Annotated in this window: 22 protein-coding genes, 1 tRNA gene and 1 riboswitch; of the genes, 15 read left to right on the top strand and 8 right to left on the bottom strand. The window is 42.8% G+C overall.

Annotation, left to right across the window (positions count from 1 at the left end; all coding sequences use genetic code 11):
- Positions 1 to 4: 4 nt before the first annotated feature.
- From KA713_12795 to KA713_12775, 5 genes are all read right to left on the bottom strand, one after another.
- Entirely contained in the window at positions 5 to 406 is a 402-nt protein-coding gene (locus KA713_12795; GenBank protein ID UXE65356.1) for a DUF2721 domain-containing protein, read from the bottom strand.
- Positions 407 to 469: 63 nt separating this feature from the next.
- Positions 470 to 2,461: an OmpA family protein gene (locus tag KA713_12790; GenBank protein UXE65355.1), complete on the bottom strand. Its 1,992-nt coding sequence runs from the start codon at positions 2,459 to 2,461 to the stop codon at positions 470 to 472.
- A gap of 100 nt (positions 2,462 to 2,561) precedes the next feature.
- Positions 2,562 to 3,062, bottom strand: coding sequence for a hypothetical protein (locus KA713_12785; GenBank protein ID UXE65354.1), 501 nt, complete (start codon positions 3,060 to 3,062; stop codon positions 2,562 to 2,564).
- A 50-nt stretch (positions 3,063 to 3,112) separates the two neighbouring features.
- On the bottom strand, positions 3,113 to 3,895 hold the full coding sequence (locus tag KA713_12780; protein ID UXE65353.1) for a (Fe-S)-binding protein: 783 nt from the start codon (positions 3,893 to 3,895) through the stop codon (positions 3,113 to 3,115).
- 47 nt (positions 3,896 to 3,942) lie between these two features.
- Positions 3,943 to 5,256: a 4Fe-4S dicluster domain-containing protein gene (locus tag KA713_12775; protein UXE65352.1), complete on the bottom strand. Its 1,314-nt coding sequence runs from the start codon at positions 5,254 to 5,256 to the stop codon at positions 3,943 to 3,945.
- Positions 5,257 to 5,406: 150 nt separating this feature from the next.
- Between KA713_12775 and KA713_12770 the strand changes: the two genes are divergently transcribed.
- Positions 5,407 to 5,482, top strand: a tRNA-Phe gene (locus KA713_12770).
- Positions 5,483 to 5,583: 101 nt separating this feature from the next.
- Here the strand turns inward: KA713_12770 and KA713_12765 are convergent.
- A complete protein-coding gene (locus KA713_12765) occupies positions 5,584 to 6,795 on the bottom strand; it encodes an NAD(P)/FAD-dependent oxidoreductase (protein UXE69120.1) in 1,212 nt (403 codons plus the stop codon).
- 110 nt (positions 6,796 to 6,905) lie between these two features.
- Complete coding sequence (gene lysA, locus KA713_12760; protein ID UXE65351.1) at positions 6,906 to 8,144, bottom strand: diaminopimelate decarboxylase; 1,239 nt, start codon at positions 8,142 to 8,144, stop codon at positions 6,906 to 6,908.
- Between the two features lie 315 nt (positions 8,145 to 8,459).
- On the opposite strand from lysA, the gene KA713_12755 reads away from it, so the two are divergent.
- The 3 genes from KA713_12755 (at position 8,460) to KA713_12745 (ending at position 10,803) form a co-directional block, all read left to right on the top strand.
- Entirely contained in the window at positions 8,460 to 9,284 is an 825-nt protein-coding gene (locus tag KA713_12755) for an esterase family protein (GenBank protein UXE65350.1), read from the top strand.
- 96 nt (positions 9,285 to 9,380) lie between these two features.
- The gene (locus tag KA713_12750; GenBank protein UXE69119.1) at positions 9,381 to 10,001 is read left to right on the top strand and encodes an HAD family phosphatase; all 621 of its coding nucleotides are present in this window, start codon (positions 9,381 to 9,383) and stop codon (positions 9,999 to 10,001) included.
- A gap of 103 nt (positions 10,002 to 10,104) precedes the next feature.
- Positions 10,105 to 10,803, top strand: a complete 699-nt coding sequence (locus tag KA713_12745; protein UXE65349.1) for a hypothetical protein — start codon at positions 10,105 to 10,107, stop codon at positions 10,801 to 10,803.
- A 332-nt stretch (positions 10,804 to 11,135) separates the two neighbouring features.
- On the opposite strand, the gene lpdA is transcribed toward KA713_12745, so the two are convergent.
- A complete protein-coding gene (gene lpdA, locus KA713_12740; protein ID UXE65348.1) occupies positions 11,136 to 12,524 on the bottom strand; it encodes a dihydrolipoyl dehydrogenase in 1,389 nt (462 codons plus the stop codon).
- Between the two features lie 341 nt (positions 12,525 to 12,865).
- Between lpdA and fabG the strand changes: the two genes are divergently transcribed.
- The 11 genes from fabG (at position 12,866) to tsaB (ending at position 24,220) form a co-directional block, all read left to right on the top strand.
- Positions 12,866 to 13,612: a 3-oxoacyl-[acyl-carrier-protein] reductase gene (gene fabG, locus KA713_12735; GenBank protein UXE65347.1), complete on the top strand. Its 747-nt coding sequence runs from the start codon at positions 12,866 to 12,868 to the stop codon at positions 13,610 to 13,612.
- A gap of 175 nt (positions 13,613 to 13,787) precedes the next feature.
- Positions 13,788 to 13,964, top strand: a complete 177-nt coding sequence (locus KA713_12730) for a sensor histidine kinase (GenBank protein UXE65346.1) — start codon at positions 13,788 to 13,790, stop codon at positions 13,962 to 13,964.
- A 225-nt stretch (positions 13,965 to 14,189) separates the two neighbouring features.
- A riboswitch (SAM riboswitch) is annotated at positions 14,190 to 14,293 on the top strand.
- Between the two features lie 248 nt (positions 14,294 to 14,541).
- Complete coding sequence (locus KA713_12725) at positions 14,542 to 15,864, top strand: O-acetylhomoserine aminocarboxypropyltransferase/cysteine synthase (GenBank protein ID UXE65345.1); 1,323 nt, start codon at positions 14,542 to 14,544, stop codon at positions 15,862 to 15,864.
- 75 nt (positions 15,865 to 15,939) lie between these two features.
- Positions 15,940 to 17,034 carry a homoserine O-acetyltransferase gene (gene metX, locus KA713_12720; GenBank protein ID UXE65344.1) on the top strand — a complete coding sequence of 365 codons (1,095 nt, stop codon included), beginning with the start codon at positions 15,940 to 15,942 and terminating at the stop codon, positions 17,032 to 17,034.
- Between the two features lie 70 nt (positions 17,035 to 17,104).
- Positions 17,105 to 18,331, top strand: coding sequence for a homoserine dehydrogenase (locus KA713_12715; GenBank protein UXE65343.1), 1,227 nt, complete (start codon positions 17,105 to 17,107; stop codon positions 18,329 to 18,331).
- A gap of 243 nt (positions 18,332 to 18,574) precedes the next feature.
- Complete coding sequence (locus tag KA713_12710; protein UXE65342.1) at positions 18,575 to 19,615, top strand: IS5 family transposase; 1,041 nt, start codon at positions 18,575 to 18,577, stop codon at positions 19,613 to 19,615.
- 327 nt (positions 19,616 to 19,942) lie between these two features.
- Complete coding sequence (locus tag KA713_12705) at positions 19,943 to 20,932, top strand: adenosine kinase (protein UXE65341.1); 990 nt, start codon at positions 19,943 to 19,945, stop codon at positions 20,930 to 20,932.
- Between the two features lie 239 nt (positions 20,933 to 21,171).
- A complete protein-coding gene (gene rpmH, locus KA713_12700; GenBank protein UXE65340.1) occupies positions 21,172 to 21,339 on the top strand; it encodes a 50S ribosomal protein L34 in 168 nt (55 codons plus the stop codon).
- A 68-nt stretch (positions 21,340 to 21,407) separates the two neighbouring features.
- Positions 21,408 to 21,761: a ribonuclease P protein component gene (rnpA, locus tag KA713_12695; GenBank protein ID UXE65339.1), complete on the top strand. Its 354-nt coding sequence runs from the start codon at positions 21,408 to 21,410 to the stop codon at positions 21,759 to 21,761.
- A gap of 66 nt (positions 21,762 to 21,827) precedes the next feature.
- Positions 21,828 to 23,537, top strand: a complete 1,710-nt coding sequence (locus tag KA713_12690; GenBank protein ID UXE65338.1) for a S41 family peptidase — start codon at positions 21,828 to 21,830, stop codon at positions 23,535 to 23,537.
- Positions 23,537 to 24,220: a tRNA (adenosine(37)-N6)-threonylcarbamoyltransferase complex dimerization subunit type 1 TsaB gene (gene tsaB / locus KA713_12685; protein UXE65337.1), complete on the top strand. Its 684-nt coding sequence runs from the start codon at positions 23,537 to 23,539 to the stop codon at positions 24,218 to 24,220. Before KA713_12690 ends, tsaB begins: the two co-directional genes overlap by 1 nt.
- The last annotated feature ends 90 nt before the right edge of the window (positions 24,221 to 24,310 follow it).

Here is a 24,310-nt window from a genome sequence, read left to right as displayed (position 1 = left end):
CGACTTAGAGCTTCAAGTCATCCCCCATGTCTTTCAACTGAATGGCAAGCGCATGAGTAGAAATCATGATTTCGCGCAGCGACATCCCCAATGAAATCATCAACGATAGCAGAGACGCACTGAAAACATATTTCGCGAGAACTATTTCGCCAATAAAAAGTGAAAACATACACACTACGCTTAGTAGCAAGGCAAAAATGCTGAGCATTTGCATATCGCGGATGAGGCGTACCCGCAACTTCAAACTTTTGATTTGATCGGCCACATTTTCATTATGATCGTCTTTGTATTGTGCCGCCAATTTTCGGATCAACGCGGCTACCGCCAAAAATCGATTGGTGTAAGCTAATAACACCAAAGAGACCGTTGGAAAGAGTAGTGCGGGTGTAGTGATTGTTAGTTCCATGAAATTAGATCCAACTAGATTCTTCTTGATGGTCGCCAGAATCGATTATCTAGCATCCACCATCTAGTTATCATTGTCCTCCTTAAAATATTTTTCCTCATCAAAGTCAGGGCGCTTTTGTGCGGGGCCTATTTCTAAAATGCGAAATTCGGTACGTCTGTTTTTTTGTCGGCCAACAGGGTTATCGGTGCCATCCGGATTGGTGTTATGCGCGATGGGCTTTTCTTCTCCATACCCCTTGGCAGTCAATCGTTTGGGGTCTATGCCTTTGCGGATCAAGTAATCTACGGTTGATTGTGCTCTTCGTTGCGAAAGTTCAATATTGTAAGAGTTAGAAGCTACACTATCTGTGTGTGAACCCATTTCAATTTTGATATCTGGGTTATCTTCTAAAATTTGAACTAGTCTATCAAGCTCTTTCGCTGATTCCTGATTGATGTCAGCCATATTGTATGCGAAATAAATATTCTTCAATATGAACGCAATGTTTTTTGCCTTTCTATCCAATACCAAAACAGTATCGAGTGTAATATTGGTTACAAGTTCTTTCAATGACTCCAACGGAACAGATTTACCGATGGTCGTATAGGGCTGTCGCTTTACAATATATCCATCGTGATCGCCCAACAACACATAGTTTTCGTTTTCATACACGCGGAACAAAAATTTTCCATCCGTGCCGGTGGTAAATTCTTGCATCACATCGCCACCTTGGTCAAGCAACGAAACTTTTGTATCGGGCAAAATTTCGCGTGAGCTGTCTTTGCGAACATTGTAAGTGATTCCTTGCAAATAGTAATTGACTACTTTCAAATTTGGATCATCGTTCACAAACGTATATATGTCATCATCCCCTTTTCCATCTTCGCGATTGGAGGTGAAAAAGCCACGATCGGGTTTAAAGAGGTACATGCCAAAATCATCGCTGGTGGAATTCATGGGTTGACCAAGATTTTCAATTTGCGTTTTACCATTAGCGCGGTTCACCACAAACAGATCTAACATACCATAGCCTGGGTGGCCATCCGAAGAAAAATAAAGTTTGCTGTTTTCGGCCATGTAAGGGAAGGTATCATCGCCAGCCGTGTTAATGTCAGGGCCAAGGTTTTTTACTTTTCCAAAACGCCCACGACTATCCATTTGCGCGGAGTACAAATCCAATCCACCATAACCGCCAGGCCTGCTAGAGGAGAAGTACAATGTTCTGCCATCGGGGCTAAGGGCCGGTGTAGATTCCCAATATTTTGGTGTATTGATGTTGATCGGAATAGGATCTGTCCAAACGCCATTTCTAAACCGCGATAAAAACAAGTCAACATCTTCAGCTCCTTTTTTCTTTCCTGAATTGCCTCTTGCAAAAACCATCAATTTACCATCAGGAGAAAAGGTGATGCAACCTGTATTCACATTCGGGGCATTGATATTTCCCTGAATGGTTTTTAAAGTATTTAAATCAGGCACTGCTCCTTTGGTCTCTACTTGATACAGATCTGTAAACGGTGTGCCCGATGCCTCGTAAATGCGGGCATTGCTGCGGGAAGAAGCAAAATATAGAATACCATTGGAGTAAGCAGGCGCATATTCGGCAAAGGGTGTATTCAGCGACTCCATTTGCTTTACCCGGTAATAACTTTTCTTTTCGTTCAGTTTTCCCAAATAAGACAATCCGTTGATTTCTTTTTGAACGCGGTCCTTCAGTTTTTCATTTTCAGTGCCGCTTAGCAAGGCTTCCAGTACAGTTTTGGCTTCGTCATACTTGGCGTTGGCTTGCAAAGATTTGGCATAAAACAATTTTACCGAATCTTTATCGATGCCCGCACCGCTTGCCTTGGCATAAAAGGATTCTGATTCTTTTAAGCGATTGGAAAGGCGATAGGACTCTGCCACAAAAAAGTTGGCCTTGCCATTGTTGGGCTGCTTGCGCACGACATCTTTATAATATTTGATCACCTTCTCGTATTTGGCATACTTGAAGTTGTTTTTCATCTTTTTCTCCACGCTGCACCCAACTGCCAACAGCGCCAATCCTAATAAAACCAGTCTTATACCATTCATATTATTTGCACTCCGTAATGCATCGTTAAAAATACGAAATATATCCTCAAAAATTTTATTCAAGTTGTGATTTTGCGATTTATGGTTTCAACTCTCGCAACTAGGATAACGCTGGTTTGGGCCAATATTTTATCAGCCACGATTTTTCCGCCAACATTTTCCAACTTTGATCTAACTCAGATTTGGTGGCCGCTAAGGTGTTAAAAGTAATCGATTGACTTGTCAACTGGCCTGTGGCAAAAGCCGCTTTCAATTGGGTGGTCGGAAAGGTTTGAATTTGATTCTCGATCCAAAAAGGAACTTGCGTTCTGTCAAAAAAATCGATGCCCAGTTGTTGTTGCAATCCCTTCATCACCCGTACCGAACCATCGATGGAGCAACCGCTGGCCGCGTGAGTTTCTTCGTTCACCAATAAAATCACAAACCGATTTTCCCGGATTTCAAAATTGCTCTCCAACGGCTGGCCATGTGCTGCCCATTGTTGACAAAATTCGGTAAGGGCTGATTTTATGATTTCAACTTCAGGAGAAAGCAGGGCTCGGTTGGCCTGATAAATCCAAGTACGAGCAGAAGGGGGAAGTTGAGGAATTGGGATAAGCATAAAATCGAAACGATTAGTAAGAAAAAATAGACTACACCATTCTCTAATATTTAAAGCCCTTTGGCCTCCACAATCAACTCAGCCAAATCCTTCACTTGCACACTCACCTCTTTTTCTTTGTTCTTCACGCCATCGGTCATCATGGTCATGCAAAACGGACAAGCCACTGCGATGGTGGTCGCACCCGTCAAAAGCGCTTCTTCGGTGCGAGCGATGTTAATGTCTTGGCTTCCTTTCTCGGGTTCTTTAAACATTTGCGCGCCTCCCGCCCCGCAACATAGGCCAGTGGTGCGGCATCGCTTCATTTCTACCAAATCAGCATCCAACGCTTGCAATACTTCACGCGGAGCTTCATAAATATTATTGGCCCTTCCAAGGTAGCAGCTATCGTGGTAGGTGATTTTTCTTCCTTTGAACGAACCTCCTCCTTCCATTTTGATTTTGCCTTCGTTAATTAAACTCTGTAAAAAAGAAGAATGATGAATCACTTCATAGTTTCCACCTAATTCTGGATACTCATTTTTTAATGTATTGAAGCAATGCGGACAGGCAGTCACAATTTTTTTTACGCCATAGCCATTGAGCACTTGTATGTTGTTCATGGCTTGCATCTGAAACAAAAACTCATTGCCAGCCCTGCGTGCAGGGTCGCCCGTGCAGGTTTCTTCATTGCCCAGCACGGCAAACTTTACGCCTACGGCATTTAAGATTTTTACAAAGGCAAGGGTCACGCGCTTGGCGCGGTCATCAAACGAGCCGGCACAGCCCACCCAAAAAAGTATTTCAGGTTGTTCGCCTTTGGCGGTAAGGTCGGCAAGGGTTGGTATGGTCATTTAGATTTACGAATTAGGATTTTAGATTTACGATTTTTCTTCCGCTCTCAAGAATTTGTTTTTGCCCAATTAAAGCGATCGCTGGCCGGAAATTTCCAAGGCGTAAAGCTGGTTTCCACATTTTGAAACATGCTGTTCCATTGCTGGGGCGAACTGCTTTCTTCCATCGCTTGGTAGCGTCTCAGTTCCAAAATGATTTCCAGCGGGTTGATTAAAACAGGGCAAGCCTCCACGCACGCATTGCAACTCGTGCACGCATTGATTTCTTCTTTGCTGATATAATCTCCCAGCAAAAACTTTCCATCATTCAAACCGGGTCCGCCTTTTTCCAAACTATTGCCCACTTCTTCCATGCGGTCGCGAACGTCCATCATGATTTTACGTGGTGACAGCTTTTTTCCCGTAAGGTTGGCCGGGCACTCGCTCGTACAACGGCCGCATTCAGTACAGGCGTAGGCTGCCATCAAATTGATTCGGCTTAAATCGTTGATGTCCTTTGCACCAAACCGACCAGGCACTGATGGTGTTATTGAAGGCTCTACCGGTAACCCCAACATGGTTTTCACTTCGTGCGTAACCACAGGCATATTGTTAATATGGCCCTTCGGTTGAAGTTTGGCATAATAGGTATTGACAAACGCCATGAAAATATGAAGGTGCTTGGAGTACGTAACATAAATCGTGAAAGCAAAAATGCCCAAGATGTGAAACCACCAGCAGAAACGCTCAATAAAAATAAGCGTTGAGGTGTTGATATTTTGAAGTGCCGGTGTGATAATGTTGCTAAAGAACAATAAGCCTGTCGGATGATAGTGTGTAGTGCGGGTTTGCAAAATTTGGTCGGTAGCATTCATGGTAAGGATAGCCAACATCAAAATGATTTCAATCGTCAAAATCAAATTGGCATCCATGCGCGGCCACTTTGTCATTTCAGCTGATTGAAAGCGTGCTACTTTTAAAACATTTCTTCGGAGCAAAAAAACAATGCAAGACGCCAACACGGCCACGGCCAAAAATTCAAAAATATTCATCAACACATTGTAGAAGCCACCGAGGTAAGGGGCAAAAATCCGGTGGGTGCCGGCTACGCCATCAATCACAAACTCCAATACTTCCAAATTGATAATGAGAAAACCAGCATAGATTAAAAAGTGAAAAAAGGCGGGAATAAAACGTTTGAACATTTTACGTTGACCAAAGGCCACGAGCAATACGTTTTGCCAACGCTCGCTGCTAGAACCTGAAACGGTCTCTTTTTTGCCCAATTCAATGTTTTTGCGAATGCGCACCACGCGCTTGCGAATGAAGTACCCGGCAAGCCCGAGTGCTATAAGGAAGAGTATTTGCTGTGCTATTGCCATGAGTCAAACTTAGCTAATCTGTGTCATTGTGCCAATCAAAGGCCGTTTTCCTAAAATAAGTTGTTGAAATTAGGAATCAGGCACTTTCAAATTAACAGAATTCCACTAATTTTGTCGCCCTATTGAACGAATTAATAGGGATTTTTTTAAGGTGACGTAGCTCAGTTGGTAGAGCAAAGGACTGAAAATCCTTGTGTCGGGGGTTCAATTCCCTCCGTCACCACCACTTCAAATGCTAGCTTTGGCTAGCATTTTTTGTTCATGGATTTCTTTATTTACATACTACAAAGCCAAATCAACAATTCGTTTTACAAAGGGTTTTCACTGTCAGGCTTCCAAAAATTGTTGGGAAATTGACTTAGCCGCCACAAAGGCGGTAGACCAAGCTGCTTGAAAATTAAACCCGCCTGTTTCGCCATCAATATTCAACACTTCGCCAGCAAAGTATAAACACTGTACTTTTTTGCTTTCCATGGTTTGCAAATCAATTTCTTTCAGGTCTACACCGCCACAGGTAACAAACTCTTCTTTAAAAGTAGTTTTGCCCTTTATGTGGAATGGGCACCGAATCAAAAGTTCAGTCAGTTTATTTATTTCTTTGTTGGACGCCTCGGCCCAAATTTTTTCATCTATAATTTCTGCTATCGAGACTAACCGCTCCCACAACCTGCTCGGCAACGCAAACAATGGGTTGGTTACTATCTTTTGCTTACCGCGATTTGCCTTTTGATTTTGTAAAAATTCCCGAACTTCTTCTTCGCCCCGCTTGCCTGTCCAATTTACCAAAGCTGTGAACGTGTATTTTTTATCATGAAGATAGGTAGCCGCCCAAGCCGAGAGTTTGATAACGGCTGGCCCACTCAATCCCCAATGAGTAACTAACACCGGGCCAAGCTCTGAAAAATCGGTGCTTGCAATTCTCACGGTCGCTTCCGCCACCGAAACACCCATCAGGTCTTTAAATTTCTTTTCGGAATCATTGAATGTAAAAAGCGAAGGAATCAACGGAACGATGGTATGGCCGGCTTGTTTTACAAAATCGTAAGAGGAAGATTGAGGATGACCACCAATTGCTACCAACACCTTGTTGCTGATAAACGTTTGTCGATTTGTTTTCAGATAAAACAGATTCTCATTTTTCTCCAAATGTTCTAAACCTTCATTTAGATAAATCTGAATATTATAATGGTCAGCTTCTTTTAAAAAACAATTGATAATGGTTTGGGAGTCATCGGTGGTCGGAAACATCCGTCCATCTTCTTCGGTTTTTAATTTTACTCCTCGCTCGTCAAACCATTTTACCGTATCGCTCGCTTGAAACACTCGAAACAATTTCTTCAATTCTCTTTGTCCACGGGGGTAGTGCTGCGACAAGGGTGTGGCCTCAAAGCAATGATGGGTTACATTGCATCGGCCACCTCCAGATATTCTTACTTTAGAAAGTAGCTTTGATGATTTCTCAAGAATGGCAATCTTAAGTTTAGGATTTTTATGTGCAGCATTGATGGCACCGAAAAAACCAGCTGCCCCGCCACCGATTACTATTAAGTCGAATGGTTTGTGGTTAGACAAGTTGTGTTATTTAAGAATTGTCACAAGCCTCATGCCTCCCGATGCAAGCTGCTTGTAGCATGAAGGATGCGGCCTCACTACTTATCAAAGTCAATCGCTACCTGATTTCTCAAAATGTCGTCCAATGTGTCGCGCTTGCGAATGAGTTGCGCTTTTCCATTTAACACCAATACTTCCGCAGGGCGGAAGCGTGAATTATAGTTAGAGGCCATCGAATAACCATACGCTCCTGCATTTTTCAGTACCAACAAATCGCCCTCGCGCACTTCGTTCATTTTGCGATCGGCACCAAAAGTATCGGTCTCACAAATATTACCGACCACAGTGTATATTTTGTTGTCGCCTGTTGGGTTAGAGGTGTTCACAATATCATGATAAGCATCGTACATCATCGGTCGGATGAGATGATTGAGTCCTGAATTAACACCCACAAAGGTGACGGAAGGTGTAGTCTTCACCACATTGGCATTTACAAACAAATAACCTGCTTCGCTTACTAAGTATTTTCCGGGCTCAACCCAAAGCTCCAATTGTTTGCCATAGCTTTGATAAAATTCTTTGAAGGCTTTGCCCAACTTCAAACCCAAATCATAAATGTTGGTAATGTGGTCGCCTTCTTTGTAGGCCACCTTAAATCCGCTTCCAAAATCGATGAACTTAAGATTGGGAAAATCGCGGGCCACACCAAACAGGATTTCGGCCATTTTCAAAAACACGTCCGTCTCGGTGATTTCAGAACCGGTGTGAATGTGCAAACCATTTACATTGATTTTGTATTGCTGCACCAACTGCATAATCTGCGGAAGCTGATAAACCGAAATACCAAATTTTGAATTGCCATGCCCCGTAGAAATTTTATAATTTCCCCCTGCCAAAATATGTGGGTTCAGCCGGATGCAGCAAGGATAATTGCTTCCATATTTTTTTCCGAACTTTTCAAGCACCGACAGATTATCGAGATTAATGTTGAGGCCGAGCGTTACCCCTTCTACAATTTCAGAAAAATCAACGCAGTTGGGCGTAAACATGATTTCGTCAGGCGTAAACCCGGCACCCATGGCAATGTGTGCTTCTTGCAACGACACCACATCTACCCCTGCCCCGTTCTTTTTCAGCAACTTTAAAATCGAAATATTGGTGAGCGCTTTGGCCGCATACTTCACCTTTACTTGGTTTTCTGAGAAGGCATTTTTTAAATTCTGTAGTTGCTGAACTATTTTTTGGCCATCGTACACATACAATGGCGTTCCAAATTCAGCGCAAATATCGGCTACATTCAGCCCTTGGATTTGATAAACGTTATTGACGAGGTTCATTTTAAAAAAATAAGCCTCAAATATACAAACTAACTATTCCTGTATTTTTTAAGTTCTAAAATCAACCTTATTTTTATATGAATAGCCCATCCAATTTTTATCAAATAGTTTTTCTCCATTAAGAATTTTATTGACTACTGATTTATAGTTTTCAGGCTGAGTATCCAAACTCAAAAATTGAAGCATTTCCTTTTTTCTTCATGTGCTACTTCATGCCAATTTTTCCTTAGAACAAGCATTTGTCGCCTATCTCACCTCAAAAATCCTATTTTTGTGTCTTTTAAAAATGACAAGTAATAACCTGAATCGCAAACGGTGAAAGAAGATTTAATCAAGGAAAGCACCTATCAATCAATTAAACTTACGGGCATTCACTCAGAATTGCTTAAGCGCGATGTGGATGTAGAAATACTATTGCCAGCGGGGTTCGAAACATCTGGAAAAAAATATCCTTTGCTGTTGTTAAACGATGGGCAGGATAATGAAGCGGTGAGAATAAAAGAAACGATTGAACAGCTTACCCAATCGAGCGTTGTGCAAGAAGTAGCCATTGTGGGTGTAACCGCTGGTGATCGCTTGCAAGAATACGGTGTGGCCGATAAAAAAGACTACCAAAGCAGAGGCGCCAGCGCGAAGGCGTATTCAAAATACATTGTGAGCGAACTTGTGCCGTACTTGGTTTATAAATACCCCATCCATCCTTCGCCAGAGCAACACGCCATTGCTGGCTACTCTATGGGTGGTCTCAGCGCAATGGACATTGCTTGGAACCATCCGGAAATGTTTAGGAAGGTGGGCGTGTTTAGTGGTTCGCTGTGGTGGCGTAAACGCGATGCCCACAGTCTTTTTTATTCCGATCACCGCGATCGTATTATGCACCAGCGCATTCGCAACGGAAAAATGAAACATGGCTTGCGTTTTTGGTTTCAGACGGGTACCGAAGATGAAGCCAGCGACCGCAACAACAATGGTGTGATTGACTCCATTGACGACACATTAGATTTAATTGCCGAGCTGACAAAAAAAGGATATCGGCCATTTAAAGATATTCACTACTTGGAAATGGTGGGAGGCCGCCACGACACCGCCACCTGGGCGAAAGCAATGCCTGAGTTTTTGAAATGGGCGTTTGGGAGTTAGGGAGTAGGGTTTTTTGTTTACTTATTAATAGAAAACATTTTATCTTGGCGAAAAAAAGCACATAGACTTTTTTATCATTTTAATCATTCATTTACTATCTTAGCTTTGTCATCTATCAACACAGTCATTTTCGATCTGGGCGGAGTGCTCATCGATTGGAACCCTCGCTACCTCTATCGCAAGATTTTTAAAACGGAAGAAGAAATCAATTGGTTTCTGGAGAATGTGTGCACGCCTGAGTGGAACGATCAACAAGATGCGGGCCGTTCATTTGAAGAAGCCACCGAAGAGTTGGTTACAAAATTTCCTGAACATGAGCTGGCTATCCGTGCGTGGTATGGCCGATGGAATGAGACCATCAACGGGCGCATTCATGAAACCGTAGCGCTTCTAAAGGAGATCAAAGAGTCAAAAAAGTACAAACTTTACGCCCTCACCAATTGGTCGGCAGAAACATTTCCGTGGGCGTTAGATAATTTTGAGTTCCTTCATTGGTTTGAAGGTATTGTGGTTTCGGGGGTAGAGAAATCGCGAAAGCCCTTTCCCGAATTTTATAAAATTCTTTTTGATCGCTATCAAATCAATCCTGCGCAGGCGATTTTCATTGACGACAATATCAAAAACGTGGAGGGCGCTTTAAAAGTAGGATTGCCCACGATTCATTTTCAATCGGCAGAACAAACAAAGAAGGAGCTAGCAAAAGCAAAAGTGATTTGACTATTTTCACTTCAACTAATCGTCCGTTGCTGATTTTTACACGTGCAATGCTTGCCTATTTTCGCTTATTTTCCTTACTTACCTCTGCATTCAACTTTAAACAATGAAAAAATTCAAACTAGTCATGATTTCCTTTTTGCCCGTGGTTGTGCTGATGTCATTCCTAAATCCTACGGGGAGTGAGTATTACCCCATGACGAAGGGGATAAAGTCTGTGTTCACGCACTATGACAACAAAGGCAACATTACCCAAATTGTTACAAATGATATCACCGACTATACGGTTGAAAATGGAATTGAGAAAGCTACGACCACATCGGTTATGGAGGACAAGAAAAAAAACAAATCCACAACACTGAAATTTGAGTCAACCTTTGATGGGACCACTTTTGAAGTAGATTTAAAGAAGATTACGGAAGAAACCTTAAAGGCAGGAATAAAGGATCAGAAAGTATCCGTTTCTGTTGACGGAAATAATTTCAAGTTGCCAAACAACCTACAGGTAGGCCAAAAACTTGAGGAGATCGACCTAAATATGATCATGAATTCCGGAAATATAAATTTCAAATTCTTTATGCGCTACACCGACCGGACGGTTACCGGAACCGAAACGATAGACACGCCTGCAGGTAAGTTTGATTGCTTCATCATCTCCAGCCAAACCGAAGTGAAGATGTTGATGACAAAAACAGGCACGTCCAAATCATGGATTGCGAAAGGTGTTGGGCTTGTTAAGCAGGAGGATTACAACAAAAAGGGCAAGCTGATATCGTCAGAAATTCTGACCGAGTTTAGCAAATAGAAATTGAAAGAAGCCTGTTGGTTACTATCAGGTTGATTGATAACGTGATCAATTTTTTCTCAAGTACGTACTGTATTCCCACACACCGTTTTTTCATGAAAAGATGACCCCTCTCTGGCGTAATCGTCCCGCTTGAGCCTTCATCAAACAATACAGTTTATCACCGCTGGGGATTAGGTTATTTTTTTACCCCGAAATCGGGGGTGTAAGCTTGTAAGTACATAAATAGGTTGTTGACTTTTACGGATGCCCTCTTTACCTACACCTTTCAAAAAAATGGGGACGACTCGCTTTACACGAATGGCCTGACACGAACCACTTACTGGCACTTATTACAAATGAATCACCTCTCCATACGCAGCCGCAGCGGCTTCCATAATGGCTTCGCTCATGGTAGGGTGAGGATGCACCGTTTTGATCACATCATGTCCGGTTGTTTCCAATTTACGTGCGGATACCACTTCGGCAATCATTTCCGTAACATTCGCGCCAATCATGTGCGCACCCAACCATTCGCCATACTTGGCATCGAAAATTACCTTTACAAAACCATCTGGCGCACCGGCCGCTTTTGCTTTGCCTGAAGCAGTGAATGGAAATTTACCTACTTTAATTTCGTAGCCTGCTTTTTTTGCAGCTTCTTCTGTATAACCTACCGAAGCAATTTCTGGTGAGCAGTATGTGCAGCCAGGGATGTTATTATAATTGAGTGGCTCTGGTTTTTTGCCTGCAATATTTTCCACGCAAATGATTCCTTCGGCTGAAGCTACGTGCGCCAAGGCGGGGCCGCTGGTGATGTCACCGATGGCATACACTCCGGGCACATTGGTTTTGTAGAACGCATCTACAATCACTTTTCCTTTTTCGTTCTTCACACCCACTTCTTCCAATCCGAGATTTTCTAAATTGGTGGTGACACCCACCGCAGAAAGCACTACGTCAGTTTCAATTTTGATTTCACCTGCTGGCGTTTTTACGGTCGATACACAGCCTTTGCCACCGGTATCGACTTTCGTCACTTCTGAATTCGTGTAAATCGTTATACCCGATTTCTTGAATGACTTTTCCAATTGCTTCGAAACTTCTTCGTCCTCCACCGGCACAATGCGTGGCAAAAATTCAACAATGGTTACTTCCACACCAATCGTGTTGTAGAAATAGGCAAACTCAACACCAATCGCCCCCGAGCCTACCACCAACATTTTTTGCGGTTTAAATGGCAGTACCATGGCATCGCGGTAGCCAATGATTTTTTTGTTATCGATTTTCAGTGCAGGCAATTCGCGCGAGCGCGCGCCTGTGGCCAAAATAATATGCTTGGCGTCATAATCGGTTTTCTTCCCGGCAGCATCCATCACTTCTACTTTGCCACCTTTCTTCAACTTCCCGTGCCCTTCAATCTGATCGATTTTATTTTTCTTGAATAGAAACTGCACCCCCTTGCTCATCCCAGCCGCTACATCTCTACTGCGTTTTACCATAGCCGCCATATCGGGTGAGGCTTCTTTCACATCGATACCGTAATCTTTTGCGTGCTTGATGTATTCAAACACATTGGCACTTTTTAGCAATGCCTTGGTGGGTATACATCCCCAGTTGAGGCAAATGCCACCCAGCTCTGCTTTCTCTACCACGCCTACTTTCATGCCTAATTGTGAAGCACGAATAGCCGCCACATAGCCCCCAGGACCAGAGCCAATAACGATTACATCATATCCCATAAAGTTGTCTTTTAAAATCGCGTCAAAGATAGTGGCTTATTACAAATCGAAAAACAAGTAAGATTTTTCTTTGGGGCATGGCCAAGCGAGGCGAAAGGCCACTGGGCTTTCCGCTACAAGTCCGGCCACGCGCGAACCCGACACACTTCGGGCTTTCCGCTGCAATCCCTTGCCCACGCCAATACGCAGTTCATCACCTCAATTTATCTAACATATCAATAAGAAAAATATTAGTTTTGGGGTTAGTTAAAGTTGGAAGTTAGTTTGATGAAGAAGATTACAGCATACTCCTAAATTCTAACTCCTAAATTCTGACTTCTAAATTTTTTCAATACCTCCCCATGAAACTCCTCCAAAATAAAAACGCCCTAATCACCGGTGCTTCCAAAGGAATAGGCAAGGCCATTGCCATCAAGTTTGCAGAGCAAGGTGCCAACGTTGCCTTCACCTATCTATCCAGCGTAGAACAAGGTCAGGCATTGGAAGCAGAGCTCGCGGCCAAAGGCATTAAGGCCAAAGGCTATCGCTCTGATGCTTCTGATTTCGCCCAGGCCGATAAACTAATCAATGAAGTGGTGGCCGAGTTTGGTTCACTCGATATTTTGGTAAACAACGCAGGCATTACCATGGACAATCTTTTGCTGCGAATGACCGAAGAGGCATGGGACAAAATCATGCAAGTAAATTTGAAATCGTGCTTCAATACGGTGAAGGCTGCCTGCAAACCGATGATGAAACAAAAAGGAGGCTCTATAATTAACATGACTTCTGTAGTTGGTTTGAAAGGAAACGCAGGGCAAGCAAACTATGCAGCCTCAAAAGCTGGCATCATTGGATTTACTAAATCAGTTGCGTTAGAGTTAGGTTCGCGGGGCATCCGCTCCAATGCCATCGCCCCCGGTTTCATTGAAACAGAAATGACGGGCAAGTTGGATGAAAAAACAGTACAAAGTTGGCGCGATGCCATTCCACTCAAGCGTGGAGGCAAACCAGAAGACGTGGCTGATGCGTGCGTATTTTTAGCTTCAGACATGTCCACCTACATGACAGGGCAGGTGCTGCAAGTGGACGGGGGCATGCTTACTTAGGCGGATTTTTACGTCTTGCGCCAATGCACAGCAACATGGTTTCTTAAAATAACCCAACTGGTGCAAGTCTTCGCGATGCGTGTAAGCAAGCGCGAGACTTGTGCCTAGTTTGAAAACAACTTTTTGATTTTTGTAAATTGACCCTTATCTTTAAGTTCAATTTTAAAAGGCGCAAGTGAGCCGAGCCAAACGCCTACACACAGCACTTACCAGTCCAAAGGGAGAACATTCTTTTGTTTCCATTTCGGAGGAGGACAACGGGCAAGGGATTGCTGAGGCACATCAAGCCAACATTTTCGATATGTTTTATCGCGCCAACGATCGGAAACAAGGCTTTGCCTCCATATATTAAAGAGAGAGGGTGAGCGACTGAATGGCATGATTGAGTTTACGAGCTCCATGGAAACAGGATCTGTGTTTAATGCGAGGGTGCCGTTGTAGATTCACCAAACACTTGTAAGCATCTCCAAAAAATATTTTTATGAATTTTTTAACACAACATTTGGAAACTCTACTAAACTAGTATACGTTTGTGTCATCATAGTCGGGGAAGCCACTACTAAAAATTAGGCAAACCGATTTATAAAGAAGTGGGGAGAGAACAGGCTCTTTGAACCACTAGCAACCCCGAGAAGGGTGCTAATACCTGCCTCAGAGAAGGTCTTTGAGGAACTATAAACCGGTATGAAAATGAAAACAATCAACATTACTCCCGCACGAACAAAAGTTCGATCTCTTTCACCCAATATTTACAATCAGACTTTGCGAAACAACATTTGTTGTTGTATGATTTTTTGTTGTTGATCGGTTGTTGAACCATCTCACAACAAAACTAGCGCACGGCCTGCAGAGTGACGGGTATGGCTAAGGCTACGTTTCTTTCTACAAAATCGGAAATCAAAAAATCTTAAACCTTAAATAACTATTTTATGTCAAACTTACGTTTCGAAACACTCCAATTACACGCAGGCCAGGAAGTTGACCCTACTACGGGCTCACGTGCAGTGCCGATTTATCAAACCACCTCGTATCAGTTTAAAAATTCTGAGCATGGTGCCAATCTCTTCGCCTTGAAAGAGTTTGGGAACATTTACACCCGCATCATGAACCCGACTACTGACGTTTTTGAGAAGCGTGTGGCGGCCTTAGAAGGTGGCGTGGCGGCACTGGCGGTGGGTTCAGGCCAAGCCGCTCAGTTTATTGCACTCAACAATATTTTGCAGGCTGGCGATAATTTTGTTTCTACTTCCTTTTTGTACGGAGGCACGTACAACCAATTCAAAGTTGCTTTCAAGCGCTTGGGGGTTGAAGTTCGCTTTGCCGAAGGCGACAAGCCAGAAGCATTTGAAAAACACATCGACAAAAAGACGAAAGCCATTTATTTAGAAACCATTGGCAACCCCGGTTTCAACATTCCCGATTTTGAAGCAATTGCAGCCCTGGCAAAAAAGCATGACCTGCCGGTGATCGTTGACAATACCTTCGGTGCAGCAGGTTATTTATTTCGCCCGTTAGAACATGGTGCGAACGTAGTGGTTGAGTCTGCCACAAAATGGATTGGCGGCCATGGCACCTCCATTGGCGGTGTGATTGTAGATGGTGGAAATTACAATTGGGGCAATGGCAAGTTCAGTCAATTTATTGAGCCAAGCGAAGGCTACCATGGCTTGAAATTCTGGGACGTGTTTGGCGAAGGCAATCCTCTTGGGTTACCCAACATCGCCTTCATCATCCGTGCGCGCGTGGAAGGCTTGCGCGATTTCGGACCGGCCATTAGTCCATTCAATTCTTTCTTGTTGATTCAAGGCTTGGAAACGCTTTCGTTGCGTGTGCAGCGTGCCGTTGAAAATGCCTTGGCGTTGGCGCAATGGCTAGAGCAACATCCAAATGTAGAAACAGTGAATTATCCGGGCCTTACCTCCAGCACCTACCATAAATTGGCCAAGAAATATTTAAAGAATGGGTTCGGTGCGGTATTATCTTTCACCGTAAAGGGAACAAAACAGCACACAACCAAGTTAGTAGATAACTTGAAACTGATCAGTCACCTGGCCAATGTGGGTGATGCGAAGACGTTGATCATTCAACCTTCGGCCACCACACACCAGCAATTGTCGGATGAAGAACAAATTGCATCGGGCGTATTGCCTACGTTGCTGCGTGTATCAGTTGGTCTGGAGCATATAGACGACATCAAAGCTGATTTGCAACAGGCGTTTGATAAGGTGTTTGCGGGAGAACTAGTTGCTTAAAATAAGCTTTGAGTTTCGAGCTGCTAGTTGCCAGCGGTGGCTCGTAACTCAAGGCTCACGGCTTTTTTAACTAATATGATAAAATCAGAATCGATCTTTCACTATCAACAGAACTTTGAGTTAGAGCTCGGGAAAACACTCCCGGGCTTTCAACTTAAGTACACCACGCTTGGGCAATTGAACAAAGACCGCAGCAATGTGGTGTGGGTTTGTCACGCCCTTACGGGAAGTTCTGATTTTACCGATTGGTGGAAAGGTTTATTTGAAGAAGGTTCACCCTTTGATCCACGCGATTATTTTATCATTTGCGCCAACACGTTGGGTGGATGTTATGGCTCCACAGGCCCGTTATCCATCAATCCAGAAACAGGAAAAAATTTCTTCCACAGTTTTCCGGCCATTACGCATCGTGATATTGTTCGTGCATTTGATTTGCTGCGGCAGCAATTGGGCATCCAAAAAATTCACACATTGATTGGCGGTTCATTGGGTGGCCAGCAGGTTTTGGAGTGGGCGATTCAACAACCAAATATTTTTGAACACATCGTACCGATTGCGTGCAATGCTTTTCACTCACCGTGGGGCATTGCCTTTAACGAAGCACAGCGAATGGCCATTGAAGCCGACCCTACCTGGAAGCAGGATGATTTGCGCGCGGGTGCTGAAGGCATGAAGGCGGCACGGGCCATGGGCATGATTTCCTATCGCGCGTATGAAACGTATGCGGAAACGCAAGCTGAAAAAACGAATGATAAAACAGACAACTATCGAGCAGCTACCTACCAAAAATACCAAGGAGAAAAATTAGTGAACCGCTTCAATGCATTTACCTATTGGATTTTGTCGAAGGCGATGGACAGCCATAACTTGGGCCGCAATCGCGAAAGCGTGGAAGCCGCGTTGAAAAGCATCAAAGCCAGAACCTTGGTGGTGGGTATTGAAAATGATTTTTTGTACCCCATTCAAGAACAAAAGTATTTGGCAGAAAGAATACCCAATGCTCATTTTGAATCGATCGCTTCGCTGTATGGTCACGATGGCTTTTTGGTGGAGTTCGATCAGTTTAAAAAAATTGTTAAAAGATTTCTACGCTCTAAGGCAAACGAAAAGGAAACAGTTTTGCTGCATGGTTCGTATGATTTTAAATCGATGGAGGATTTTAATTCTTAACAAACCTAACCTTCAAGGTCTGAACGCTAAAGCAAAAAGAACTTGAAGGTTTTAATAATACTTCTAAAAAATGAAAAAGAAATTAAAGATTGGTTTATTCGGATTCGGTGTAGTAGGGCATGGCCTGTACAGCGTACTCAACAAAACACATGGTGTAAAAGCAGAGATCAAAAAAATCTGTGTAAAAAACAGAAACAAACAACGCGATTTGGATAGCTCCATTTTTACGTTTGAGAAACTGGATATCCTTAACGATGCCGACATTGACATTGTAGTGGAATTGATTGATGATGCCAATGCCGCTTTTGAAATCGTGAAAGCTGCGTTGCAAAAAGGCAAACACGTAGTTACTGCCAACAAGCGCATGCTGGCCGAAAACCTTTCTGAAATTTACGAGCTTCAACAAACGTATAATCGTTCTGTGCTGTACGAAGGCTCCGTGTGCGGAAGCATTCCAATCCTCAGAAATCTAGAAGAATACTACGATAATGATTTAATCACCAGTATTGAAGGGATCTTCAATGGCTCTACGAATTATATCTTAACGAAAGTTTTTGAGGAACGCAGAAGTTATGCCGAAGCGTTGAAAGGCGCACAAGACTTAGGCTTTGCTGAAAGCGACCCAAGTTTGGATGTGAAAGGCTTTGACCCCAAGTTTAAGTTGGTAATTGCTATCGCCCACACCTTTGGCGTTTTTGTGAAACCCGAAGACATCATCAATATCGGCATCGATAAGATTTCTGCGGTGGATTTAAAATACGCCAGAGAAAATAACCTTACCATCAAATTGGTGGCTCGTGCTTACAAGCTCAATGGGAAAATTATTGGCTTTGTTGCTCCGCAGTTTATTCCTGCTGATCACATGCTTGCCAACGTTCGCAACGAATACAATGCAGTATTGGTAGAAGGAGCTTTCGCAGAAAAGCAAGTGTTCATTGGCAAAGGCGCAGGTGGCTATCCTACGGGTTCGGCTGTGCTGTCTGATATTTCTGCACTTACGTTTGACTATCGCTACGAATACAAAAAATTTACCCAAGGTGAAGGCTTTGCATTTTCGAATGACGCGTTGGTAGATGTGGTCATAAGCTTCACTAAAAAGGAGTCCATCCAGCCAGCCGATTTTGAAAACTTTAAAGGCGGCTACCAAGGGCAAGGCTTACAATACATGACGGGCTCTGTATCACTTACCAAACTAAAAGAACTTTCTGAACGAGAGGAAGTAAGCATAATTCTAGCACCTGAGTTGAATTTGAGTGTTGTTCAGAAATTGGAAGAGAAGGAGTTGTTGAGTGCTTAAGGACTTTTTCTACTCGTCAGTCATTAAATAAGTTCAAATAGGGAGCAAACCCAAAAATCCGGTTCCTAAAATTACCAGTAAATTCCTTTAGAATTCCATTTTTTTCCATAAGTCTTACTGATCGAATTTTTGATAAAGTAAAATAAAAATATTGGTATTTTACTTTAAGTCCATTAAGGGTATCTCTAAAAACCCTACGAAGTTATCTATAAATTTTGTTTCTTGATGCAAAGGTGAAAATAGATGAAAAATAAATCGAGAGGATTATTTGATGAGCAGTTTCGGTTGGATAAAATCGGTAAGCAAAACGATCCATTGTTAAAATTGCAAGCCCACATTGACTTTGAGATTTTCCGCAAACCCTTGGAGGCACATTTTGAATCGGGAAAAGACAGAAGCCAAGGCGGTCGCCCTTCCTTTGATTATCTGATGATGTTCAAAATATTGATTTTGCAACGCTATTATAATTTAAGCGATGACGGCACGGAATATGCGATTTTAGATCGTTTATCGTTCATGCGTTTTTTAGAGTTGACCATATCTGATACGGTGCCCGATGCCAAAACAATCTGGAACTTTAAAAATGAACTTGCCAAAGGCAAGATGGTGGAGAAATTGTTTTCCTTGCTGGATAAAACCTTGAGCCAACGGGGTGTAATTCTTAACAAAGGCAGAATGATAGATGCCTCCATTGTGGAAGTCCCTATTCAACGAAACGGTCGCGATGAAAACCAACAACTCAATGAGGGAATTATTCCCCCAGATTGGAAAGATAAAGAAAACAAGCTACGCCAGAAAGATATTGATGCCAAATGGGTTACGCACAATGGAAAAAGTTACTATGGATATAAAGACCATGTGAAAGCCGATGCGCATACCAAACTCATTACGGGTTATAAGGTAACCCCTGCCAATGTTCACGATAGTGAAATGATTGGATCATTGATTGACAAAAGGGATCGCGGACAAAAAGTATATGCTGATAGTGCTTATCGGAGTGAGAAAATTGAAAAAGAGTTGAACGAAAAAAATATGACCTCCATGATCCATGAAAAAGGATACCGCAATAAACCCCTTACCAAGGCGCAGCAAAAGCGCAACAAGAAGAAATCAAAGACAAGGGCAAGAGTGGAACACATTTTTGGGTTCATGACCAACTCGATGAACCGAATGTATATCCGATGCCGAAACTTTGTGAGGGCCAAAGCAACGATTGGTTTAATGAACCTCACCTACAATTTGTTCAGGCTAACGCAAATAAAAGTGAACTTGAATGGCCGATAGTTTGACCAAATGGTCAATCATCATCCTGCCAAGGGTGAAAAGAAAAAGTCAAAAGAGCCCTTAATCACTATTTTTTAAGATGGCAAAGAAAAAATTCGATAAACTAGGAAGTGAAAAAATTTAAAACGGGTTTTTAGAGATGCCCTTAAAGTAAAATGGACAGGTTTTTATTTTTACTTTTAAAAGTTAAAAAGTGGGTGTGATTTTAGCGCCAGAGCTGAATTTGAGTGTTCTTCATAATTTCTCTGCATTTTCAACACTTTGTGGATTTAACTTATCTTCGCGCAAAATCTAAAATCTCACATCTTAAATCTAAAATCCTTAATCATGTTTGATGTTTATGCCATAGGCAATGCCATTGTTGATATTGTTACTGAAGTAGAGTACGACTTCTTTCAAAAAAACGAAGTGGAAAAAGGCGTGATGACGCTGGTAGATGAAAAACGCCAACAGCATTTGATGAAAGCTATCGACATGAATAAAAGCAAACTCACGGGAGGAGGTTCTGCGGGCAACACCATCACCGCACTCAGTCAGTTTGGCGGCAAAGGTTTTTACTCCTGCTTGGTGGCGAAAGATGAGCTGGGCAAATTTTTTATCGATGATTTAAAAACCAATGGTATTGCGACTAACCTGCAATACGAAAAACTTCCAGTTGACCACACTGGCCGCTGCTTGGTAATGACCAGCCCAGATGCCGAGCGCACCATGAATACCTTTTTAGGGGTGAATTCTTTCTTCTCGCCCGAATACTTGGATGAGCAAGCCATCAAAAACTCAAAATACTTATATATGGAAGGCTACTTGGTGGCAAGCCCTAAAGGTCTGGAGGCCATGAAGGAAGCGAAAAAACTTGCCGAGCATCACAAAGTTTCGGTAGCCCTCACCTTCTCTGACCCCAGCATGGTCAAATATTTTTCCAAGCAAATGGAAGAAGTAGTGGGCGCCAGTGTCGATTTGCTTTTTTGCAACGAAGAAGAAGCCATGATTTTTACAGGTACCAATTCAATTGCCGAAGCCCGCGAAAAATTAAAAAGTCTAGCCAAGCGTTTTGTAATGACCCTCGGCAAAAACGGAGCGATGGTATACGATGGAGACACCTTCATCAACATAGAACCATACAAAGTGCACGCCATAGACAGCAACGGGGCAGGCGATATGTTTGCAGGTGCGTTTATGTATGCCATCACCAACGGCCATAGCTATGCCGAAGCTGGCAAGTTAGCATCCTTGGCATCGTCAAAAGTGGTGGAGCAATTTGGCCCAAGGCTCACCACCCCGCAAGTGGAAAAAGTATTGGAGCATCTGTTGTTGTAATTTTTCTCTGTTGGTGGCTCCTAACATCGCAACAAGCCACTCACACGGGTCGGATGTGCCCGCACGTAGCCGCTTCGGCAAAGGCAGGCTATCCACTCCAAGTCCGGCCAGCTTCAAAAGCAATCGCGCTTCGACCCCAATCCCCAACAACCAGTTGTATAATCCACAATTCTTAGCCATATTTGCAGCCCTTTTACGAAAAGGTTTTAAGAATCAGTCATTTAGCTAAGATTTGAGATATGAAACGCACCTATCAGCCTTCCAAAAGAAAAAGAGTGAATAAACACGGTTTCCGCGAGCGTATGGCAACAGCCAATGGCCGCAGAGTGTTGGCAAACCGCAGAAGAAACGGTAGAAAAAGACTTACCGTATCAGACGAAGGCACTGCTAAGTCTAAAGCGAAGTAGCATTCAGATTTAAATAAAACTCGACCGTCCCTTCTCTCCCTTTGGAGACGGGTTGGGGGTGAGGTCGTATGAGAAAGTTTACTTTCAAAAAAGAAGAAAGGCTTTCAGGCAAAAAGCAAATAGAGGAACTCTTTACCAAGGGTTCCTATTTTTATTTGCACCCATTTAAGGTCATCCATCTGCCTTCCACAAGTTCACTAAATCAGGTTCTCATCTCTGCTTCAGCTCGCCATTTCAAGCGTGCCGTAGACCGTAACAAAATCAAAAGGCGCATCCGCGAGGCATATCGCCTCAACAAGCATAATTTCTCTTGCGAAAAAAACTGGCTGATTGCCTATATTTATACTCCCAAAGAAATTTTAGATTCTAAAATCATCAACGAAAAGATGATTTTGGCCATCAAGAAATTAAACGAGCTTTAAATAGACAGAAAATTAGAACAAGAGGTCTTCGAGGCAATTTTTATGCGAATACTTAAAGAGCACAAAATGAAAAGTAAGAACGAAAAAAAGGTAGGTACGGTCACCCCCTTTCTTTCGGAGAGGGGGCGGAGGGGTGAGGTAATCAAAATCTCCCTTGCAATTCTGTTAATAGCCCTCATTTCTTTCGCCTTCACCCCCCCGGCCGAAAAATACTTCGACATCGCCAAGAACTTGGATATTTTTGCCACTCTCTTCAAAGAAGTCAACACCTACTATGTCGATGAAGTTGACCCAAAAAAGTTAATCGAAACGGGCATCAACGGTATGCTCGAGCAATTGGACCCCTATACCGACTATATCCCAGAAGAAAATCGAGAGGCTTTCAGCATCTTAACAACTGGCCAATATGCAGGTGTTGGCGCACTCATTGGCATCGTCAACAACAAAACAGTGATCACGATTCCTTACAAAGATTTTCCTGCTTACAGGGCAGGTCTAAAAGTTGGTGATGAGTTTATTGAAGTAGATGGAAAAAATGCCCAAGGCAAACCCACTAGCGAAGTGAGCAACATGCTGAAAGGAACACCCAATACAGAAGTGACAATCAAAGTAAGGCGCACTGGCACAAAAGAAGATATTCAAGTAAAACTTGTTCGCGAGAAAATCAAAATCAGCAATATTACCTATAGCACTTTAGTAGATGGAAACATCGGCTACATCAAACTCGATGAGTTTACCCCTGGCGCTGCCAAAGAAATAGAAGAATCGGTTGAAAAATTAAAATCACAAGGGGCAAAAAAATTAATTTTGGATTTACGGGCCAACCCTGGCGGGTCACTCTACGAGGCAGTCAACATTGCCAATATTTTCTTGCCCAAGAATAGAGAAATTGTTTCGACCAAAGGAAAAGTGCAAGAGTGGAACAAATTGTACACCACACTAAATCAACCCCAAGATTTAGAAATTCCATTGGCAATTTTAACAAGCGGTGGCACGGCCTCGGCTTCAGAAATTGTGGCGGGTTCACTACAAGATTACGACCGCGCCATTTTAGTAGGCCAAAAAACATTCGGAAAGGGCTTGGTGCAAACCACCCGTCAGCTTTCCTACAATGCGCAACTGAAAGTTACTACTGCTAAGTATTATATACCCAGTGGCCGCTGCATTCAAGCATTGGATTACACCCATCGCAAAAGCGATGGAGCTGTTGAAAAATTTGCCGATTCACTAAAACGTGAATTCAAAACCAAAGGAGGCAGAAAAGTGTACGATGGTGGCGGATTAGATCCAGACATTGTTATCCCTGCAGATGAGTTTGCTACAGCAACCGTAGAATTGGCCAACTCTGGTTTGTTGTTTGAGTATGCCACCAAATTCTGTTCAGAAAATCCCGCTATTCAATTAAAGGATTTCAAACTTTCAGAACTTGAATATAAAAAATTTGTGGATTGGGTAAAGGAAAGAAGGTTCTCCTATTCTTCGGAGTTGGAGAAAAAAGCACAAGAATTAGTGGTTTCGGCAAAAAGTGAACGGTATTATGAAGATTTGAAGCAATCGCTCACTGAACTTCAATCCAAAGTTAGTCAATACCGAAACACTGATTTAATACGACTTAAATCAGAAATAGCTCCGTTACTGGAAGAAGAAATCGGTTTTCATTATCAGCTTTCAGAAGGCCAGGCATTGGTATCCCTCAATCGCGATAAGGAAGTGCAAGAAGCCAAAAAGATTTTAGCAGATCAGGCGGCCTACAAAAAATTACTATTACCTAATTAGTGGCACTCATTCTATGTATCGAAACGGCCACACCCATTTGTTCAGTGGCTTTGCAGGACGCTGAAGAATGGGTGGCAACCGAAGTAAGCATTGCCCCCCAATCAACCGCTTCACAATTAGCTGTTATGATCGATCGATTGTTTAAAAAAACCGATACATCAGTAGATCAGCTTTCTGCAGTAGCCGTTTCTGCAGGGCCAGGTTCGTATACCGGGCTTCGTATTGGGGTAGCCACAGCCAAGGGTATTTGCTTTGCAAAGTCGCTGCCTCTTATTTCAATCAACACGCTCGAACTGATGGTGCATCAAACTATAAAAGACCACCAATTTAAGGAAAGGTCATCCCTTTTGTGCCCAATGTTAGACGCCCGCAGAATGGAAGTATACTGCCTTTTAGCAGATACAAAAGCAGATATTATCGAATCAACCCAGGCAAAAGTAATTGAGTCCAGTAGTTTTGGTGAATGGTTGCAGAAAAATGAAGTTTACTTTTTTGGTGATGGTGCAAGCAAGTGCAAGCAAATTATTACTCATCCCCACGCAATTTTTATCGAGGATGTCCATCCTTCGGCCCGACACATGGGGCCAGTAGTGTGGCAAAAATTTATATCCGGTAAATTTGAGGACCTTCCATTGTACGAGCCATTCTACCTGAAAGATTTCATGATAAAAAAACCAATTTGATTTCTTTTGTGTTCAACTTATCAAGTTGGTCGGATTAGGATTCCGAAAGAGTCCTGTAACAATCTCAACAACTATAAAAAAAAATCAGCC

Source organism: Chryseotalea sp. WA131a (assembly GCA_025370075.1).
Classification (GTDB): domain Bacteria; phylum Bacteroidota; class Bacteroidia; order Cytophagales; family Cyclobacteriaceae; genus ELB16-189.
This window is presented reverse-complemented; position numbering and strand designations above follow the sequence as displayed.

Coding starts and splice junctions, on each gene's coding strand:
- KA713_12690 (UXE65338.1), top strand. CDS start 21,828: ATGAAAAGTAAGAACGAAAAAAAGGTAGGTACGGTCACCCCCTTTCTT.
- lysA (UXE65351.1), bottom strand. CDS start 8,144: ATGAACCTCGTCAATAACGTTTATCAAATCCAAGGGCTGAATGTAGCC.
- fabG (UXE65347.1), top strand. CDS start 12,866: ATGAAACTCCTCCAAAATAAAAACGCCCTAATCACCGGTGCTTCCAAA.
- KA713_12795 (UXE65356.1), bottom strand. CDS start 406: ATGGAACTAACAATCACTACACCCGCACTACTCTTTCCAACGGTCTCT.
- KA713_12710 (UXE65342.1), top strand. CDS start 18,575: ATGAAAAATAAATCGAGAGGATTATTTGATGAGCAGTTTCGGTTGGAT.
- lpdA (UXE65348.1), bottom strand. CDS start 12,524: ATGGGATATGATGTAATCGTTATTGGCTCTGGTCCTGGGGGCTATGTG.
- KA713_12725 (UXE65345.1), top strand. CDS start 14,542: ATGTCAAACTTACGTTTCGAAACACTCCAATTACACGCAGGCCAGGAA.
- rnpA (UXE65339.1), top strand. CDS start 21,408: ATGAGAAAGTTTACTTTCAAAAAAGAAGAAAGGCTTTCAGGCAAAAAG.
- KA713_12745 (UXE65349.1), top strand. CDS start 10,105: ATGAAAAAATTCAAACTAGTCATGATTTCCTTTTTGCCCGTGGTTGTG.
- KA713_12780 (UXE65353.1), bottom strand. CDS start 3,895: ATGACCATACCAACCCTTGCCGACCTTACCGCCAAAGGCGAACAACCT.
- KA713_12715 (UXE65343.1), top strand. CDS start 17,105: ATGAAAAAGAAATTAAAGATTGGTTTATTCGGATTCGGTGTAGTAGGG.
- KA713_12785 (UXE65354.1), bottom strand. CDS start 3,062: ATGCTTATCCCAATTCCTCAACTTCCCCCTTCTGCTCGTACTTGGATT.
- KA713_12775 (UXE65352.1), bottom strand. CDS start 5,256: ATGGCAATAGCACAGCAAATACTCTTCCTTATAGCACTCGGGCTTGCC.
- rpmH (UXE65340.1), top strand. CDS start 21,172: ATGAAACGCACCTATCAGCCTTCCAAAAGAAAAAGAGTGAATAAACAC.
- metX (UXE65344.1), top strand. CDS start 15,940: ATGATAAAATCAGAATCGATCTTTCACTATCAACAGAACTTTGAGTTA.
- KA713_12705 (UXE65341.1), top strand. CDS start 19,943: ATGTTTGATGTTTATGCCATAGGCAATGCCATTGTTGATATTGTTACT.
- KA713_12790 (UXE65355.1), bottom strand. CDS start 2,461: ATGAATGGTATAAGACTGGTTTTATTAGGATTGGCGCTGTTGGCAGTT.